An 18794-nucleotide genomic window follows, 5' to 3' on the forward strand; every position below is an offset into this window, starting at 1 on the left:
AATCAGTGATGGGTGCGCTTCGACCGGGCGTCGAAGGTGCGCAGACCGGCGGCGATCAGCTCGGGCGTCAGGCCCAGGGCCCAGCCGGCGGCAATCGCGGCCAGGACCGACTCGGGCGGCACCAGCGGCGACAGCGGCAGGCTGACCATGTCCACGTACCCCTGCCCCAGCACGATCGTGTGCTGGTCACCGCGGGTGCGCTGGAAGACCACGCGCGCGCTGTCCTGGCGGGCCTGGACGATGGCCGGCAGGTGCTCGTCCACACCATAGAAGATCACTTCGCCATCGCACAGCGGCGCCATCTCCACCACTTGCGGATCGGCGGCGTTGAGCACGGCCGCGCCGCTCGGCAGCACCACGTCCACCTGGGTGCGCAGCACGTTGTACAGCTTGTCGTCGGTGTCGATGTGGAACTCGGCCACGTCTTCGACGCCGCTGACGTCGGTCACCACGCCCACCGTGCACTTGTCGTAGGCCAGGCCTTCGGACAGGATCATGCGCGCGCTCGATTCGAACACCGCCGCTTCGACGTTTTTATTGAGCAGCAGGCGCTCGCCGGTGGCCCAGTCGGACAGGCCGTCGCGCGACAGCTGGCGGCTGTTGACGAACAGGCCGTCGGCGCAGCTGACGCCCACTTTTTTGCCGCCCACCTGCAGCAGCCAGGCGATCAGGCGCGCAGCCATGGTGGTGCCATGCCTGCCGCTGATGCCTACCACGGGAATGCGGCCCGTCTCTTCCGGCGCGAACAGCTGATCGACAATGGCGGCGCCGACGTTGCGCGGTTCGCCGTGCTCGGGTTTCAGGTGCATCAGCAAGCCGGGGCTGGCGTTCACTTCGATGATGGCGCCGCCCTGCTCGTGCAGCGGCCGCGTGATGTCGGACGCCACCAGGTCGATGCCGGCGATGTCCAAGCCCACCACGCGCGCGGCCAGCGCGGCCATGGCCGCCACTTCCGGGTGCACCTGGTCGGTGACGTCGGTCGTCACGTTGCCATTGGCCTGGATCAGCACCTTCTGGCCGGCCAGCGGCACCGAGAAGGCGTCCATGCCCTGGCGCTTGAGTTCGAGGATGGTTTCGCCCACTTCCTGCGGCTTGATCAGGCTGAGGGGGAAGTCCTCCTCCTCGCCGCGGCGCGGGTCGGTATTGATATGCAGGTCGCACAGCTGCTGGATGGTATGGATGCCGTCGCCGGTAATCCACAGCGCCTCGCCGGCGGCAGCGGCGATCATGCGCCTGCCGACCACCAGCAGGCGGTGTTCGTTGCCGACGATGAAGCGCTCGACGATCACGCTGTGGCTGTCGCCTTCGTCGGACGCCAGCGCATAGGCGGCCACCACGTCGGCCTCGGTCATCAGGTTCAGCGACACGCCGCGCCCGTGGTTGCCGTTGTACGGCTTGACCACGACCGGCAGGCCGATGTCCTGGGCGGCGGTCCAGGCGTCTGCCGCGCTGGTCACCAGTTCGCCCTCGGGCACCGGCACGCCGCACGACGACAGCAGCGACTTGGTCAGATCCTTGTCGCTGGCGATGCCCTCGGCAATGGCGCTGGTCTGTTCGGTTTCGGCGGTCCAGATGCGGCGCTGGGCAGCGCCATGGCCCAGCTGCACCAGGTTGCCGTCGGTCAGGCGGATCGACGGAATCGCGCGGTCGGTGGCGGCATCGACGATGTTGCCGGTGCTGGGCCCCAGGCACAGGGTTTCGACCAGGTCGGTCAGTTCGGCCACGGTGGCGGCCAGGTCGTACGGCCGGTCCTCGATCATCGCCATCAGCAGATCGCGGCCGGCGGCCAGCGCTGCCCGTCCCACCTGTTCCTGGCGGGTGCGGAACGCCATCTTGTAATAGCCGGTGTCTTCGCCGATCTGGCGGGTTTTACCGAAGCCGGTCTTCATGCCGGCCAGGTTTTGCAGCTCCAGCACCACGTGCTCGAGCACGTGGCCGGCATAGGTGCCCTCGCGCAGGCGCTCGAGGAAGCCGCCCACTTCGCCCACGCCGCAGCGGTGCTCGAGCAGGCCCGGCAGGATGGCGGTCAGGCGCTCGTACAGCCCCGGCAACAGATTGGACGGGTATTGTTCCAGCTCGCCGATATCGAGCCACGCCTCGATCACCGGGCGATAGGTCCAGATATTGGGGCCGCGCAAATGGGCAACGCGGAGAATTTCTATGCTTTTCTTCTTGGTCATGTGTCGAACTTTGTCACTTCGTTAGCGGCGCCGGCCGTGGCCGGGCCGTATTGTAAACCTCTTGAACCTGTTGAAACCTGTGGCTGGCGCGGTTCATCAAGCAGTACCGGCGTTTTTCTCCGTGCGTTATACTTGCCGCTAGAACAAATAAGTCAGCACTTGTGGCGCCATTTACTTAACTTGCGTCAATTTATATGCGACAGAATACCGTAATTCCTCACTTTTACCAGCGCCTTCGCCCGATTGAAATCGCGCGTGTCGCAGCCATGTAAGTCGATCGCGGCCAGCATGGCGCTTTTTTTCCCGCACCGGAGTACGCCACACAATGACAAGCCAACAACTTTCCACTTTATCGAGCTCCGGCGGCGAGCTGCCCGACCGCTGGCGTTCCGATATACAGGCACAACTTTCCCAAGGGGAAAACGTTGTAAGTGCCCTGGAGGTTGACCTGGATCAGCAACTTCGTTTCGCCAGGGGCATGCTGGTCGTCACCGGTACGCGCCTGCTGGCGCGTGCGCCGGGCCAGGAACAATGGCAGGCGTGGCCGTTCTCGCCCGACCTGTCGCTGCAGCACCACGATCACGCCGGCGTCGGCCACCTGGAACTGGTGTCGGCACGCGGACGCCTGGCCGCCTGGCGCTTCACCCTCGGCCAGAACCTGCAGGCGATCCGCCTGGTCGAACAGTTTGCGGCGCAGCGCGACAGCCACGCGTCCGGCCTGCCGGTCATCGCCGACGACGGCAATGTCTGCCCCAGCTGCAAGGCGCCGCTGGAACCGGAGCAGGAGGAATGCCCGGTGTGCACCAAGGTCGTGTACACGCCGCCCTCCACCTGGACCCTGTTCCGCCTGTGGCGCTTTGCGCGTCCGTACCGGCTGCAGCTGGGCCTGGGCTTCCTGCTGATGCTGCTGTCCACCGGCGCCCACATGATTCCGCCGTATCTGACCATACCGCTGATGGACAAGGTGCTGATTCCGTACCAGAACGGCACGCCGGTCGACCCTGGCCTGGTGGCGCTGTACATGTCGGGCCTGGTGGGTGCGGCGGTGCTGGCGTGGATCTTCGGCTGGGCCAAGACCTATGTGCTGGCGCTGGTCTCCGAGCGCATCGGCGCCGACCTGCGCACCGAGACTTACGACCACCTGCTGCGCCTGTCGCTCGAGTACTTCGGCGGCAAGCGCACGGGCGATTTGATGTCGCGCATCGGCAGCGAGAGCGACCGCATCTGCGTGTTCCTGTCGCTGCACCTGCTCGACTTCGCGTCGGACTGCCTGATGATCATCATGACCGGCGTGATCCTGTTCTCGATCGATCCCTATCTGGCCATTTTCGCGCTGGCGCCGCTGCCGTTCATCGCCTGGCTGATCCACCTGGTGCGCGACCGCCTGCGCACCGGCTTCGAGAAAATCGACCGCGTCTGGGGCGAAGTAACCAACGTGCTGGCCGATACCATTCCCGGCATCCGCGTGGTGAAGGCGTTTGCGCAAGAGACGCGCGAGGCGGCGCGCTTCCGCACCGCCAACAGGCACAATCTCGCGGTCAACGACAAGCTCAATAAAATCTGGTCGCTGTTCTCGCCCACCGTATCGTTCCTGACCGAGCTGGGCCTGCTGGTGATCTGGGTGTTCGGTATCTACCAGGTCTCGAAGGGCAATATCACGGTCGGTGTGCTGTCGGCCTTCATCGCCTACTCGAGCCGCTTCTATGGCCGTCTCGATTCGATGAGCCGCATCGTCTCGGTCACGCAAAAATCGGCGTCGGCCGCCAAGCGCATCTTCGACATCCTCGACCACGTGTCGTCGGTGCCGGACCCGGTCAACCCGGTCAGGCTGGACAAGGTGGAAGGCCATATCACGCTGCGCGAAGTCGGTTTCCGCTACGGTAACCGCGCCGTCAACCGCGGCATCAACCTCGAGATCAAGGCGGGCGAAATGGTCGGCCTGGTCGGCCACTCCGGTTCCGGCAAATCGACCCTGGTCAACCTGATCTGCCGCTTCTACGACGTGGCCGAGGGCGCGATCATGCTCGACGGCGTCGATATCCGCGCGCTGGCCGTCTCCGACTACCGGCGCCAGATCGGCCTGGTGCTGCAGGAGCCGTTCCTGTTCTTCGGCACCATCGCCGAGAACCTCGCCTACGGCAAGCCGGACGCCACCCGCGCCGAGATCATCGCTGCCGCGCGCGCCGCCCACGCCCACGAGTTCATCCTGCGCCTGCCGCAGGGCTACGACTCGATGGTCGGTGAACGCGGCCAGGGCTTGTCGGGCGGCGAGCGCCAGCGCATCTCGATCGCGCGCGCGCTGCTGATCGATCCGAAGATCCTGATCCTCGACGAAGCGACCGCCTCGGTCGATTCCGAGACCGAGAAAGAGATCCAGCGCGCGCTGGAAAACCTGGTCAAGGGCCGCACCACGATCGCCATCGCCCACCGCCTGTCCACGCTGGCCAAGGCCGACCGCCTGGTGGTGCTCGATCGCGGCGTGGTGGTGGAGGAAGGCGCGCACCAGGACCTGATGGCGCGCGAAGGCGCGTATTACCGCCTGGTGCAAGCGCAAGCGCGCAACGTGGACACCGACCTCGACGACACTGGCAGCAAGAACTGAACAAGATGAGCGTGAATATGGAACCGACTTTTGAACTGGTGCGCAACCCCTTCGGCAAGCTGGTGCTGACCACCGCCGAGGGCATCGTCCACGAAGGCGTGGCAGCCGTGCGCGCCTTCCCCGTGCAGGCGCCCGAGGACGGCATCGCGCTGGTCAACCACGATGGCAAGGAAGTGGCGTGGATCGACCGCATCGCGGATCTGCCGCAGGCGATGGGCGCGCTGGTGCAGGAGGAACTGGCCGGACGCGAGTTCATGCCCGAGATCAGCCGCATCGTGGCCGTGACCAGCTTTGCCACGCCGTGCACCTGGACCGTCAATACCGACCGCGGCGACACCGAATTCGTGCTGCGCGGCGAAGAAGACATCCGCCGCCTGAAGCAGGACACGCTGCTGATCTCGGACATCCACGGCATCCACTACCTGGTGCGCGATGTGCGCACGCTGGACAAACACAGCAAGAAGATCCTCGACCGCTTCCTGTAAGGCGCGCCGGGGTGTGAGCGGTCGGCGCGGCGCCTACTTGGCGGTCGCGCCCGCGTCTTTTTTTGTCGCGCTGGCGGGCAGCGGATTGGCCGGGTCGGCCGCCAGCGTCCAGTGACCGCCCTCGATTTCGGACGGGCGCACGTCCTGCTGGGCGCCGAGGTTGACGCCGAAGCTGTAGCGCAGTTCGGGATTGCGCCGCGACAGCCGTTCGAGCGCCTCGAAAATGATGCGCATATCGATGTCGTTGGAGCTGTCGGTCAGGCTCCGCTCCAGCCGCCCCACCAGTTCGGCATTGACGCTGCGGCCAGCTTTGCCGGCTTCTGCCTTCAACTTTTCGAACAACGAAAAAGGCATGCGAAATTGACTACGATAGATGTTTGTCATGACGCTATCTTGGCATCAACCCAGCAAACCCGCTAGTGCCTGAAATTCTGGAAATAGTGACAAAGCCGCCCGAAACCGCAAAAAACGCGGCGCTCGCGCGGCATTCATGCAGCCCGACTTGCCACTGCGCCGGCCATTCCACCTGCGATGCCGACCGCGTCCACGCACCGGCGGCGCCAGGCCTTGCCTACACCAGCGGTTGCATCCTCGAAGACAAATGGTCAACCCCGCTCAGTGGTGAGGTGCAGCTGCCAGCCTTAAGCTATGATAAGACTGCGGAGCCCGCAGGAAACGATGACGTCCTGCGCGCCAGCGCGTGTTGTCAACGCCCGCCTGCACGCCCCCTATTCACCAGAGGATCAACCATGAGCACTGACCAAAGCACGTCGAAATGCCCTTTCAGCCAGGCCAACAACGCCGGCACCACCAACCGCGACTGGTGGCCCGACCAGCTGCGCATCGATCTGCTGCACCAGCATTCCGCCAAGTCCGACCCGATGGGCGCCGCGTTCGACTACCGCAAGGAGTTTGCCAGCCTGGACCTGGAAGCGGTCAAGCGCGACCTGGCCGCCCTGATGACGGACTCGCAGGACTGGTGGCCGGCCGACTTCGGCCACTATGGCGGCCTGTTCATCCGCATGGCCTGGCACAGCGCCGGCACCTACCGCACCGGCGACGGCCGCGGCGGCGCCCGCCGGGGTCAGCAGCGCTTTGCGCCGCTGAACAGCTGGCCCGACAACGTCAGCCTGGACAAGGCGCGCCGCCTGATCTGGCCGATCAAGCAGAAATACGGCCGCAAAATCTCGTGGGCCGACCTGATCATTCTGACCGGCAACGTCGCGCTGGAAACCATGGGCTTCAAGACCATCGGTTTCGGCGGCGGCCGGGTCGATACCTGGGAACCGGACCAGGACGTGTACTGGGGCCGGGAAACCACCTGGCTGGGCGGTGACGTGCGTTACGCGCACGGCAGCGACGGCGTCGAAAAGGCCGGCGGCGTGCTGGTGTCGGACGACGACGCCGACGGCGACGTCCACAGCCGCAACCTGGAAAACCCGCTGGCTGCAGTGCAGATGGGACTGATCTACGTGAACCCGGAAGGCCCGGACGGCAATCCCGACCCGCTGCTGGCCGCCTACGATATCCGCGACACCTTCGGCCGCATGGGCATGGACGACGAAGAAACCGTGGCCCTGATCGCCGGTGGTCACAGCTTTGGCAAGACCCACGGCGCCGGCCCTGCCGACAATGTCGGCCCGGAACCGGAAGCGGCCGGCATTGCAGCGCAAGGCTTCGGCTGGCATAACAAGTTCGGCAGCGGCAAGGGCGGCGACACCATCACCAGCGGCCTGGAAGTGACATGGACCAAGACGCCGGCCCAGTGGAGCAACGACTTCTTCGAACACCTGTTCGGCTTCGAATGGGAGCTGGGCAAGAGCCCGGCTGGCGCCCACCAGTGGTTCGCCAAGGGTGCGCAGGCCGTGATCCCGCACGCGCACGACGCGTCGAAAAAGCTGGTGCCCACCATGCTGACCACCGACCTGGCGCTGCGCTTCGACCCGGCCTACGAGGCGATCTCGCGCCGCTTCCTGGCCAACCCGGACCAGTTCGCCGAGGCCTTCGCCCGCGCCTGGTTCAAGCTGACCCACCGCGACATGGGACCGAAGAGCCGCTACCTGGGCGCCGATGTGCCGGCCGAAGACTTCATCTGGCAAGATCCGGTGCCGGCCGTCGACCACCCGCTGATCGACAGCGCCGACATCGACCAGCTCAAGGCAGCCGTGCTGGCCACGGGCCTGACGGTGTCGGAGCTGGTCGCCACCGCGTGGGCGTCGGCATCGACGTACCGCGGCTCCGACCTGCGCGGCGGCAGCAACGGCGCCCGCGTGCGCCTGGCGCCGCAAAAGGACTGGGCCGTCAACCAGCCGGAGCAGCTGGCCAAGGTGCTGGCTGCACTGGAAACCGTGCAGGCCACGTTCAACGGTGCAGCCGCGGGCGGCAAGCGCGTCTCGCTGGCCGACCTGATCGTGCTGGCCGGCGCTGCCGCCGTCGAACGGGCCGCCAAGCAGGCCGGGCACGCGGTGACCGTACCGTTCACCCCGGGCCGCACCGACGCCAGCGCCGAGCAGACCGACGCCGCTTCGTTCGACGTGCTGGAACCGGTCGCCGACGGCTTCCGCAATTACCAGAAGGCGCGCTACGCCGTCCCGGCCGAAGCCCTGCTGGTGGACCGTGCGCAGTTGCTGACGCTGACCGCGCCGGAAATGACCGCGCTGGTCGGCGGCCTGCGCGTGCTGGGCGCCAACAGCCCGTCGTCGGACACCGGTGTCTTCACCAGCCGCCGCGGCACGCTGAGCAACGACTTCTTCGTCAACCTGCTCGACATGGGCACCGTCTGGACGGCCACCTCGCCCGCAGCCGATGCCTTCGAAGGCCGCGACCGCAAAACCGGCGCCATCACCTGGCGCGCCAGCCGGGTGGACCTGGTGTTCGGTTCCAACGCCCACCTGCGCGCGATCGCCGAAGTGTACGGCAGCGCCGACGGCGAACAGCAGTTCGTCGGCGACTTCGTGGCGGCTTGGAGCAAGGTGATGGAACTGGGACGCTGATCGGTCCGCAGTAGTCTGTTGCATGCTGGCGGTTCAGCAATGAGCCGCCAGCTGCCCTCGTTCTGCCTCGTCCGCTGTCTTGCGCCCTGCCTTGCTGCGCGACTGTTTCACGCGACTGTCTCACGCGACTGCTTCCTGCAATCGCCAGCAGCCCCCTCCCCGGTACGACCTTCCGCAAACACTCGCCAATCTACTGCACTGCAATAACGATTTACCATGCCATGCGCGCACGCCAGTGCTACATTTAAAAGACCGAGCGCTTGCTTTATGAATTGCGACAACGATCGCAAACGGCTGGCCACCTCGGCATCGCTGCAGCATCGACATTTCCACAAAAAATAATGGAGACAAAATGAAGAGTCGCTATTGGCAAGTGCTGTCCACCCTCGTCCTGGCCTGCTGCATCGGGCTGCCCTCCTCTGCCTCGCCCGCCACGGTCGGCTACACCCAGACCAAGTATCCGATCGTCCTGGTGCACGGCCTGTTCGGCTTCGACAAGCTCGGCCCGGTCGAATATTTCTACGGCATTCCCGCCGCCCTGAGCAGCGGCGGCGCCAGGGTGTACACCGTCACCGTGTCGGGCGCCAACAGCACCGAAGTGCGGGGCGAGCAACTGCTGTCACAGGTGCGGCAGATCCTGGCCGTCACCGGCGCGGCGAAAGTCAATTTGATTGGCCACAGCCATGGTGGGCCGACCGCGCGCTATGTCGCCTCGGTGCGGCCGGACCTGGTGGCGTCGGTAACCAGCGTGGCGGGCGTCAACAAGGGCTCGAAAGTGGCCGACATCCTGGCCGGCACCATTCCCAACACGGGCGCAGCCTTGGGCGACGCCCTCGCTTCGCTGATCGGCATCATCTCCGGCAACAAGGGGCTGCCGCAGAACGCCGGCGCAGCCATCGCCTCGCTCTCGACCGCCGGTTCGCTGGCGTTCAACCGCCGCCATCCGCAAGGGGTGCCGACCACCGAGTGCGGCGAAGGCGCCTACCAGGAGCGCGGCGTCTATTACTTTTCCTGGAGCGGCGCCCAGCCCTACACCAATGCGCTCGACGTGGCCGATCCGGCCATGGCTGTCATCGGTCTCGCCTTCGGCGGCGCCAAGAACGATGGCCTGGTCAGCAGCTGCTCGAGCCATTTGGGCAAGGTGATCCGCGACGACTATGCGATGAACCATCTCGATGAAATCAACCAGTTCATCGGCATCGTCAACCTGTTCGAAACTGCGCCCGAAACCGTGTTCCGCCAGCAGGCCAACCGCCTGCAGGGCCTGGGCTTGTAAGGAAGCGGCCATGGGCATGAACAAGACTTCGGCACGCGCCGCGCTGGCCACCGTCGCCATGCTGGCCACCCTGGCGTTGTGCTGGACGCTGGCGCGCGGAGAATCGCCTGACCTTGGGCCGGCCCAAGGTCAGGTCCAAGCGCCGGACGTTGCCCCGGTGGCGTTCGTGCGCTCGATGGAAGGCACGCGCGCCGACGGCAAGGTGCGTGTCGCTGCCGGCGACGTCCTGGTGGTCGATGCCGAGCTGGGCTACCTGTTCGACTACTACCTGGCGGGCCTCGGCGAAAAGCCGCTGGCCGCCATCCGCAGCCAGATCGAGCTGGAACTGGACCGCCGGCTGGCGGCCGCGCCCGCGCGCGAAGCGAAGCGCCTGCTCGGCGCCTACCTGGCCTATAAGCAGGCGCTCGCCGACGCCGAACAGACGCTGCCGGCAGCGGGCGATGCGCTGACCGCAGCGCAAGCCAGGCTGCAGGCAAAGCGCGCGCTGCGCCCCGCCTATTTCACGCCGCAGGAGAGCGCCGGCCTGTTCGGCGCCGAAGACCCCCGCGACGACGATACGGTGGCGCGCATGGCGGTGCTGGCCGACCGCACGCTGGACGAGTCGCAGCGCCAGCAACAGCTGGCCGCACTCGACGCGGCGCTGCCGGCCACCCTGCGCAGGGAACGCGACGCACCGCTGCAAGTGAGCGCGCTAGACACGGCGGTCCGCGCCTTGCGTGCCCAGGGCGGCGGCGATAACGAGGTCTATCGCCTGCGCGCAGCCACCTTCTCGCCGGAAGCGGCAGCGCGCCTGGCGGAGCTCGATCGCGAGGAGTCGCAGTGGCAGCAGCGCATCGCCTCCTGGCGCGCGCAGAAAGCTGCGCTTGGCGCCGCAGCCCAGAACCCGGCCCAGGTGCAGCAGATCACCGATGCACTGTTTTCAGCCGACGAGCAGCGGCGGCTCGGGGCGTATGAATAGCGCGGCTGGCTGAACCAGGGTGCGTTCGGTGGCGCCAGCGTGGCGCGCACACTGTAAATGTCCAAGGCCGTGCATGTTTGGTCGATTTTGCATGTATATTCGTCATTTACATACTGACATCGAAGCAACCATCATGAACCGCATCTTCTCGAAATACCTGCCCGCCCTGCTCTTCGCGGCAGCGGCCGGACTGGCCCACGCAGCCGGCAGCCCCGCAGCGACCGCCGTCACCTATGATTTCGCCTACGCGCCGGTGTACACGCCGTCGTGGGACGGCTCCGGCATGTGGATCGACAAGATGGTGTTCGAGATGCAGGCTCCGGCCGGTTTTGCGCTGACGGGCAAGATGAACGCGACGCTGGACGCGACTTACTCCCTCGGCGAGGCCACCGAGGGAAACGCTTACGTTGACCTGTCCTTCGACGTGCTGGTGCCGTATTGCGACCAGTGCGGCCCGTACAGTTCGGAGCTGGTGGGCACGGGCCATTCCGGCACGCTCACCGACGACGGCAGCGCGCTCCACTATGCAACGGAAAGCTCGGTCGCGTCGGGCCAGTACAACCGCGTGCTGATCTATGAAATCGTGGTCGGACAACTGCCCAGCTACTTCTCCGGGCACATCCAGTTCAACGGCATCCGGTTCACCGCCGAAACGGTCGCCCTCGATGCCGGCGTCAACCAGCCGCCGACCGCATCAGCAGTACCGGAGTTGCCGCCTGGCGTGATGATGGCGCTGGGCCTGGGCATGCTCGGCCTGGTCGCAGCCGCCCGGAAAAAGATCCGGCGCTGAACCGGCCGTATCGCCGCGCACGCGCTTCGACACCTATCAATGTTGCCCGCCGGTTAGCTGTCATCGTGGCCGCTGTTGCCATCAACTTGCGGGGTGCGCGTGGTCAAGCATCGACAAACCAAACAAAGGGCAGACGGTGTGGCGGCGATGGAATTCTTCCTGGTGCTGCCGCTGCTGCTGCTCCTGCTGGCTTTTCCGTTGTATCTCGGGCGCTACATGCTGCACTACAGCACCGCCCAAGCCGCAGCTGCCAGCGCTGCAGACTATCTGTCGCGCATCCCGCTCGGCGACATCACCAGCACCTACAAGGCGCCAGGTGCGGCGGCGATTGCCACGGAAATTGTCGACGAGATGCTGGCAGATCTACGCCCCGGCGGCGCCCCGCCGCTGGTGACCATACAATGCGACGGCTTCTCGTGCGGATCGGCCGCCAAGCCCGCCACGGTGACGGTGCGTATCTACTTGACGGTGGAGGACCTGTTTTTCCGGGACGTCACGCAGATGACCCTGCCCGTCAATGTCACCGTCGAGGTCCCGTACCGCGGCAGGTGACGCCAGCGCGCCTGAAAAACGCGCGCTGAAAAGACAAAACGCGGGGTTGTATGGCTATACAACCCCGCGTTTCCATATGGCTCGCGCCATCACTGCTGATTCTCTTGGTCGGGGCGAGAGGATTCGAACCTCCGACCCCGTGCACCCCATGTCAATTTTGACCCGTTTCACCTTGTATCACTGCCAGCCGAAATCCGCATTTACCCCATAAAAATCAAAGACTTGAAAAAATAGTTTGTATCACCGCGTTTCAGGCGATACCATGCGAATTCGGAAAACTGTAGGGGTAATTGTAGGGGTAATTTTTACCGACCTCCGACCCTGTATAAAAAAATGGCAAAATTAACGCAGCGTGGGTTAGAAGCGATCACGGCCGCGCAGGCCGGCGAAGTTGTGCGGGATGAGGGAAACTTGTTCGGGCGCGTACGGACTCGGTCAGATGGCGGCATCTCGATCTCGTTCTACTACCGATACCGCTTCGGCGAGAAGCTCAAGGATCTGTCGTGTGGCGCCTGGCCGGCAGACAGCTTGGCGACGATACGCGCCGCCCGCGATGCCGCACGCGATAAGGTCAGCGCCGGGATCAACCCAGGCGTCGAGCGGAAGATCATCCGACACGACAAGCAAGAGGAAATGGTCCAAAAGCTGGCGGCGATCGAAGCGGCGAAAGCCTTGGACATGACCGTCCAAAATATGTTCGAGGCCTGGATTGCCGACGGCGTGCGCCGCAAGGACGGCAACGAGCAGTTGAAGCGCATGTTCAAGGTGGACGTGCTGCCGGCCATCGGCGCCATCGCGGTCAAGGACGTGACCGAGCACCACCTGCGTGCCGTGCTGCGCACGATGGTCGAGCGCGGCGTCAACCGGTCGGCGGTGATGGTGCGCAACAGCCTGACACAGATGTTTGCCTGGGCGCGCAAGCGGCAGCCATGGCGCAAGCTCTTGGTCGAAGGTGACCCAATGGAGCTGATCGAAATCGAGAAGATCGTCGCGCCCGAGTACGACATGGACAACTACCGCGACCGGGTGCTGGCGCCGGAGGAGATCCGCGAGTTGCACGGCCTGCTGGCGCGCATGCGGGAGCAGTACGACGCCGCGCCCAATAAGCGCTTGGCCGCCCAGCCGCTGGAGAAGACCAGCGAGCGCGCGATCTGGATCATGCTGTCAACGCTGTGCCGCGTCGGCGAGATGACGATGGCCAGGTGGGAGCACGTGGACCTGGCCGCCGGCGAGTGGTTTCTGCCGAAGGCAAACGTCAAGGACAACGTGGCCGACCTCATGGTCTACCTCTCCCCTTTCGCGCTCGAGCAGTTCGTCGAGTTGCACGCCATCACCGGCCACACTGAATGGTGCTTCCCCAATCGGGGCGCCACCAGCCACCTCGACGTGAAGTCAATCAGCAAACAGCTGGGCGATCGCCAGGTAATGTTCAAGAAGGCCAAGGACGGATCGCCGCGCGTGCTCGAGAACCGGCGTAACGACAACACCCTGGTGCTGGCCGCTGGCGCCAATGGAGAGTGGACGCCGCACGACCTGCGCCGCACCGGCGCCACCATGATGCAGCAGCTTGGTGTCGCGCTCGACATCATCGACCGCTGCCAGAATCACGTTCTGCCAGGCAGCAAGGTGCGTCGGCACTACATGCACCACGACTATGCGGAGGAAAAGCGCGCGGCATGGGCGGCCTTGGGGAAACGACTGTCTGATGTGCAAATTATGGCGTGCGAAAGTGATAGTGCGTGAGATTTCCAACTGGAAATTTTGATAATATTGTTCGCTGTCGGCCAGATGCAGCCGATCGACTTGAGATTGCAGCCGCCCCAAAGCCATGTGTCGGGAGAATGTGAGAATGTGTGATTTTTCCGATTGGAAAATCTGATATTGTTGAATGGATTCAGCCAAAAGCAGACTAACCTTTAATCTCGAATTATGGATATATCCGATCCTCATGTTGAGCACCGCAAACGCCTCAGGAAAATTCAAGGTGATGCGCTGGCAGCAGTTGTTGGGATGTGTACAAGCTTACTAAGTATTTATTGGACAGTGACTCATGGCTTGCCCTTTAAGACTTACTTTTTTGAAGGCACCGCGCGAGTGATCGTGGTACTCACAGCATTAATTTATATTTTTGCACAGCGTCTAGCCCTGTCTAATTGCTTTTTGCGTTGGAAAATCAGTGGCCGAACATTAAGGCTGGATCTAGAGCGACGCCGTTTGTTGATGCAAGATGAGAAATCTCCGTCAGAATGAGGAGCAATCGGCTAATACGTGACTATTTACACCCATGCATGATAAGTGGGCAGTACTATCGCACGTGATGAAAATAGAATTATTTTGTAATTTTAAAATTTCTACGGTTTTGAACATTCCTAGGAGATAAAATGCATCAAGAAGTTCGTAACAACTCTCGTCGTCGCAGGCACTTTCCTAAACACGCCACTTCTCCTCCTCTTAGTGGTGATGTATTGAAGTCTGTATTTGAGGAAATAAGAGATAATTGGAAGCTTGAAGCAAAGAGCGAGTCTATCGAAAGATATTTCTTTCACGTATCTGAAGTGAAGGCAATTGAAACTGGGAAAAAATCCTACGTTATTGGTAGGAAAGGAACTGGGAAAACTGCAATCGCAGAATTTTTCTTCGGACGTCAGGACTATAATCAATTTTGTGAAAAATTATCTTTCAAGAATTTTCCTTTTAATGACCTATATAAATTAAAAAATGAGGGTTTTACGCCGACCAACCAATATATTACTCTATGGAAATATCTAATATACAGCATTATCTGTAAATTGATGGTGAAAAATCAAGCCATCGATTCTGCTGTTAGAAGTGCATTGGAGAAGGTCTTTTCCCCAGATCCTCTATCAAGCTTAGCTCGATGGATTACGCAGTGGACTGCTACTGACTTCAATTTAAGCATCCTCGGCACTGGTGGTGGGGCAAAGGGGCAACTAGTTACTAACGCGCCAAATTGGATAGAGCGGGTAGAGGTATTGGAAAGGGTAATCATTGAGCACATAGACGAGTCAAATTACTTTGTTCTTTTTGATGAGTTGGATGAAGACTATAGAGATATGGTTAACGTTGTTCAGAACAAATCATACACGGCGCTTTTGAATGGACTATTTAAAGCAGTTCAAGATGTCAAAGCAACTCTAAGTAGAAACGGTAAAGGCAATGTGCTTCCGGTAATATTTCTTCGTGATGATATATATAGTACTATTCAAGACCCAGATAAAACAAAGTGGAATGACTATAAGATCGAATTGGGATGGAGCTCGGAAAAAATAAAGGACCTGCTTGCTTACCGTTTATCGCGGGCTATCGATAAAAATTCAAAAATTTATAGCTTCAGTGAGGCATGGGGAATGATATTTTCTAAAGGCCCCATAGTGACAGGCGGAGGTACGGGTTCGGCTATATCGATCTTTGATTACATAAGCCGCAGTACGTTTTTTAGGCCGCGAGATTACATAAGCTTTATCAGGAATTGCGCCGAAAACTCCCTTGAAAAACGCCCTCTATCCATTATATCGCCTGCCCTTGTGAAAGATAACGATACAGCATTTTCGAATTATTTGAAAAGTGAAATTATTGACGAAATTCAGGCCGTCATTCCTGATATCTCTAATGTTTTCGATGTTATTTCACAAATTCGAAAGCAAACCTTTACGCGTGCAGAATTCAAATCTACTTACGCTCGCTTAGACTCGGTAAAGAAATTTTCTGAAAAGGACTCTGATTTTGTGTTGCAGGTATTGTTTCTATTTAGCGTTATCGGAAATCAACCACAACAAAAAAATCAGCAGGTTTTCCGATATAAAAATCAAGATGCAAATATCAACTACAAGGAATCGTTAGTTGTACATAGAGGATTATTTAAGGCTTTGCAAATATTGTAATTTAATGATTTTAGTGAGATATTTTACAATTTCTTTTACTTCGAAAAATATTAAAGTGTCTCCTTTGGGGCGTAAGCGGACAATCTGCCATTAATGGCAGCCCGCTAGAGCCCCTTCTAGCGCGCCCTCGTATTTCCGCCCCCGCGGCCAGTCCCGCGCCAGCGCCAGAATCTTAGCGCCATCCGGTGCGTCGAGCGGCAACTTGTCAAACTCGTACACCGGCCGCGCCGGCACTTCCTTCACACACGGCGTGTGCACCGGCACCTCGACGATCTGCGTCGCCGGCGGTACGGTGCTGCAGCCGGCCAGCAACATATAGGCGCAGAGCAAAACCGCAGGTGCAGCGAAATACCGCAGGCGGTGCTGGAGCTGTTTCATTTGACGTCTCTCAGTAGCTGGTTCACGTACGGCATGGCCTCATCGCAGCTGCTGGCGCGCGCGTCGGCCAGCTTGGCCTGGGCAGCATCGAGCCGGCGGCCGGCGGCGACAGCAGCCGCACGGGCGGCAGCGCCGCGCGCTTCGGCTTGAGCGGTGGCGCGCTTCATCGATTCCGCAGACTTGTTCTGGACGTCGATCGAGGCGCGGAGCAAGGCGTTGGCGCCCTGCTCCGCCTTCAGACTGGCCAGCGCTCGATCGCGCGCAGCTCCCGCCAGCCACCAGCCGGTGCCGGTGCCGGTACCGACGACCAGCAGCAGGCAGGCCAGCAGCACGGCTGCAACGCGCCAGATGCCGGCGACCGCTGCGCCGCCGGCAAGATCCAGGGCGCTCACGACTGCACCGCCATGCACTTCCTGTGCCGCTCGAGCTGCCGGAGCCACGAACCGTAGCAGCGTTGGTTTGGCTTGCCGTCTACCAGGGTCGAACAGTCGTAACCAGCGGCCTTACGGTACATAAGCAGCGACTGACATGCGGCCACGTAGCGACCAGCCGCAATGTTGGTGCGCATTGATGAACTGCGCCAGTTGCCGACCCCGTACTGCCCAACAAAGTCCATGTACACGTCGAACTCTTCTTGGTAAAGCGCTGCACCGGCCGGAAGCGATGCCGCGAACGCGCGCTCGTCCGCGCTGATCAGGTTCCGGGCCAGCACGGCGGCCCGCTGCCGAGTGATTACATCGCCCATTTTGACGCGGGACCCGTCCTCATAGCGCGTCGAGCCGTGGCCGATGGTGGGAACGTCGCCCTTGGTGGGGATGACAGCATTGCCGGTCCAGCCTTCGTTGACTTGCCATGCGCCGAAGGCGGCGGCGCTGAGCGTGAGAGCAGCGACCAGACTTCGGGCCTTATTTTGCGCTGGCTTCATTGCCACCTCCGGTCAGTTCAGTTTGTGCTACCAGGCGCGCCATGCCGGCCAGCAGCGACACCGCCGAGGCGATGCCGGCGAACAGACCATTCGCAATGCCGGCCGGCTGCACGTACTGCACACCCACCTCCAGGCCGCCCAGTATGGCAGCCAGGATGCTGAATTTCATCGACCAGGCGCGGGTCAATACAGCGCGCCAGTCTTCGATCAGTTCGAGTTTTTTCATTTGATTTTCCACAGTCCATAAATCGATGCGGCCAGGGCCGCCATTACCGTCAGCCATTTGGCCGGGCGCTCAAGCCAGCCCAGAACCCGGACGCCGCCCTTCATCGTGTTCATCGCGTCGGCCATTTCGCGCAGGGCCGGAACGTCTAACTGGCCGATAAGGCTCTTGATAGCGCCCAGCACATCCAGCGTTTCCTCCGCACGTGCGTCGAGACGATTGATGGTCTCGACTGCCGCTGCCAATTCGTCTTCCAGCGCCTTGATTCGACGCTGGTTGTCCGCGTGGCGGTCGGCCTCTACTACTTCATCTGCTGGCATGTTTTGCCTTTCTGTGGGCGTAAAAAAACCCGCCGAAGCGGGTCGTGGTGCTGCGGGTTCTACTTATGCGACTTTGACGATGATGCGCGCACGGCCATCGCTCTCGACGGCGATCACCCGGCCGATGGCACGCATGTATTGGACCAGCGTCATGTCAGCCTCGTCGACGGCCTGGCCGGCGATTCCGGCGTCAACCTGCACGGGCACAATGTACTGGCCTGGCGTCGCGCCCTGCAGGTTCACGGGCACCTGGCCGGCGAACGCGACGCGGTCTACCGTCTGGCGCGCCTGCTCGAGCGCTGCATCGAATTCCTGCTGCGCAACCAGGGCGGCAGCCTGCGCATCGGCCCATTGCTCGTCTGTGAAATCGTCCTGGCGCTCCGGGGTGTCCGGGCGTGTTCCGAGGTGTTCAGCCCAGTTGTCGCCGCCCACCATGCATGGGTTGCTGGACTTGACGGCGAACGATACAGCCAGTGACCATTTATCGATCAGGCGGCCTTCCGCGTCGATGCCGACGATGGCGCCGGGGGCAACCGTACCGCAGCCTGCCGCCTTTACCATGTACTCGGCGTAGTCGGCGCCGCTGGCGTTGAGCGTGCCGGACGAATTCAAACCACGACCAGTGACTGTGTTCGATGTGATGTTCAGAGCACACCCAGTGCTCGATCCGGTGGCGCCGGCACTTACGAAAAAATTCGCGCTGTTGGCCACGGCCATCTTCAACACGCCCTGCGCCTCGGTGTTGGCTACCCCGGCGCGCAGCGAGCCACCCACAGAAAAAGAGCCATCCACAGACGCGTCACCATTACCCTGCAGGGTGAGCGGCGTGTTACCGGAAAACCCGGTAACCTCATCGGTAGCGACAAACGAAAGCGTGTAGCCCTGGCGGGAAATTTCTGGACCGGAGGACGTGAGCACCTGCCACTGCCCGTCATACGCAATCCCCGGAATACCCCGGACAGCCAGGCTCGCGACCAGCTTGCGTTGCCGTGAAACAGGATCAGCGGCTCCGTAAGGGCTAAAAAGCGCGCTCGATGTAAAAGGCTGGCCCAGTCTGCCTACGTAAATCACGGCGTTGCTGGCTACCTCCCCGGTCAGGCTGCCTCCAGTCAGCGGCAGCGCGTTGTACGGCCCGGCCGCGAACGCATCCCACATCTGGTTCAGCACCTCGATAAAATTGAGCATGCCCGCCTTGAACTTATTTGCCATT

Annotated in this window: 18 protein-coding genes; 10 read left to right on the plus strand and 8 right to left on the minus strand. The window is 61.8% G+C overall.

All coding sequences use genetic code 11. The features are described 5' to 3' along the window. Window positions 1-2: 2 nt before the first annotated feature. Window positions 3-2180, minus strand: a complete 2178-nt coding sequence (gene cphA / locus ASF61_RS21080) for a cyanophycin synthetase (protein ID WP_056160577.1) — start codon at window positions 2178-2180, stop codon at window positions 3-5. A 478-nt stretch (window positions 2181-2658) separates the two neighbouring features. Between cphA and ASF61_RS21085 the strand changes: the two genes are divergently transcribed. Both ASF61_RS21085 and ASF61_RS21090 read left to right on the plus strand, forming a co-directional pair. Next, window positions 2659-4782, plus strand: coding sequence for an ABC transporter ATP-binding protein (locus tag ASF61_RS21085; protein WP_056160578.1), 2124 nt, complete (start codon window positions 2659-2661; stop codon window positions 4780-4782). 17 nt (window positions 4783-4799) lie between these two features. Next, a complete protein-coding gene (locus ASF61_RS21090) occupies window positions 4800-5267 on the plus strand; it encodes a DUF1854 domain-containing protein (RefSeq protein ID WP_056160744.1) in 468 nt (155 codons plus the stop codon). Window positions 5268-5300: 33 nt separating this feature from the next. Here the strand turns inward: ASF61_RS21090 and ASF61_RS21095 are convergent, their stop codons facing one another. After that, window positions 5301-5621: an Arc family DNA-binding protein gene (locus ASF61_RS21095; protein ID WP_056160581.1), complete on the minus strand. Its 321-nt coding sequence runs from the start codon at window positions 5619-5621 to the stop codon at window positions 5301-5303. Window positions 5622-6016: 395 nt separating this feature from the next. Between ASF61_RS21095 and katG the strand changes: the two genes are divergently transcribed. The 8 genes from katG to ASF61_RS23005 all read left to right on the plus strand — a co-directional run bounded on the left by katG (window position 6017) and on the right by ASF61_RS23005 (window position 15738). Beyond that, window positions 6017-8260, plus strand: coding sequence for a catalase/peroxidase HPI (gene katG / locus ASF61_RS21100; protein ID WP_056160583.1), 2244 nt, complete (start codon window positions 6017-6019; stop codon window positions 8258-8260). A 352-nt stretch (window positions 8261-8612) separates the two neighbouring features. Then, window positions 8613-9536 (plus strand): triacylglycerol lipase, encoded by a 924-nt coding sequence (locus ASF61_RS21105; protein WP_056160585.1) that lies wholly within the window; start codon window positions 8613-8615, stop codon window positions 9534-9536. A gap of 16 nt (window positions 9537-9552) precedes the next feature. Then, window positions 9553-10494, plus strand: a complete 942-nt coding sequence (locus ASF61_RS21110; protein ID WP_056160745.1) for a lipase secretion chaperone — start codon at window positions 9553-9555, stop codon at window positions 10492-10494. A 133-nt stretch (window positions 10495-10627) separates the two neighbouring features. Continuing rightward, a complete protein-coding gene (locus ASF61_RS21115; RefSeq protein ID WP_056160587.1) occupies window positions 10628-11284 on the plus strand; it encodes a hypothetical protein in 657 nt (218 codons plus the stop codon). Window positions 11285-11431: 147 nt separating this feature from the next. Then, complete coding sequence (locus ASF61_RS21120) at window positions 11432-11836, plus strand: TadE/TadG family type IV pilus assembly protein (RefSeq protein ID WP_056160589.1); 405 nt, start codon at window positions 11432-11434, stop codon at window positions 11834-11836. A gap of 333 nt (window positions 11837-12169) precedes the next feature. Continuing rightward, window positions 12170-13579 (plus strand): site-specific integrase, encoded by a 1410-nt coding sequence (locus tag ASF61_RS21125; protein ID WP_056160591.1) that lies wholly within the window; start codon window positions 12170-12172, stop codon window positions 13577-13579. A 186-nt stretch (window positions 13580-13765) separates the two neighbouring features. After that, the gene (locus tag ASF61_RS23520) at window positions 13766-14086 is read left to right on the plus strand and encodes a hypothetical protein (protein ID WP_156369672.1); all 321 of its coding nucleotides are present in this window, start codon (window positions 13766-13768) and stop codon (window positions 14084-14086) included. Window positions 14087-14217: 131 nt separating this feature from the next. Further along, a complete protein-coding gene (locus ASF61_RS23005; protein ID WP_082491865.1) occupies window positions 14218-15738 on the plus strand; it encodes a P-loop ATPase, Sll1717 family in 1521 nt (506 codons plus the stop codon). Between the two features lie 90 nt (window positions 15739-15828). On the opposite strand, the gene ASF61_RS21130 is transcribed toward ASF61_RS23005, so the two are convergent. The 6 genes from ASF61_RS21130 to ASF61_RS21155 all read right to left on the minus strand — a co-directional run bounded on the left by ASF61_RS21130 (window position 15829) and on the right by ASF61_RS21155 (window position 18793). Then, complete coding sequence (locus ASF61_RS21130) at window positions 15829-16116, minus strand: hypothetical protein (protein WP_229205958.1); 288 nt, start codon at window positions 16114-16116, stop codon at window positions 15829-15831. Continuing rightward, complete coding sequence (locus ASF61_RS21135) at window positions 16113-16508, minus strand: hypothetical protein (RefSeq protein WP_056160593.1); 396 nt, start codon at window positions 16506-16508, stop codon at window positions 16113-16115. Before ASF61_RS21135 ends, ASF61_RS21130 begins: the two co-directional genes overlap by 4 nt. Then, window positions 16505-17041, minus strand: a complete 537-nt coding sequence (locus ASF61_RS21140) for a glycoside hydrolase family protein (protein ID WP_056160595.1) — start codon at window positions 17039-17041, stop codon at window positions 16505-16507. The genes ASF61_RS21135 and ASF61_RS21140 overlap by 4 nt, the downstream gene beginning before the upstream one ends. Beyond that, window positions 17022-17267 (minus strand): hypothetical protein, encoded by a 246-nt coding sequence (locus tag ASF61_RS21145; RefSeq protein WP_056160598.1) that lies wholly within the window; start codon window positions 17265-17267, stop codon window positions 17022-17024. Before ASF61_RS21145 ends, ASF61_RS21140 begins: the two co-directional genes overlap by 20 nt. Beyond that, on the minus strand, window positions 17264-17584 hold the full coding sequence (locus tag ASF61_RS21150) for a hypothetical protein (RefSeq protein ID WP_056160600.1): 321 nt from the start codon (window positions 17582-17584) through the stop codon (window positions 17264-17266). Before ASF61_RS21150 ends, ASF61_RS21145 begins: the two co-directional genes overlap by 4 nt. Window positions 17585-17647: 63 nt before the next feature. Continuing rightward, a complete protein-coding gene (locus ASF61_RS21155) occupies window positions 17648-18793 on the minus strand; it encodes a hypothetical protein (RefSeq protein ID WP_056160602.1) in 1146 nt (381 codons plus the stop codon). Between the last annotated feature and the right edge of the window lies 1 nt (window position 18794).

It is taken from the genome of Duganella sp. Leaf126, from assembly GCF_001423125.1.
Lineage (GTDB): Bacteria > Pseudomonadota > Gammaproteobacteria > Burkholderiales > Burkholderiaceae_D > Rugamonas.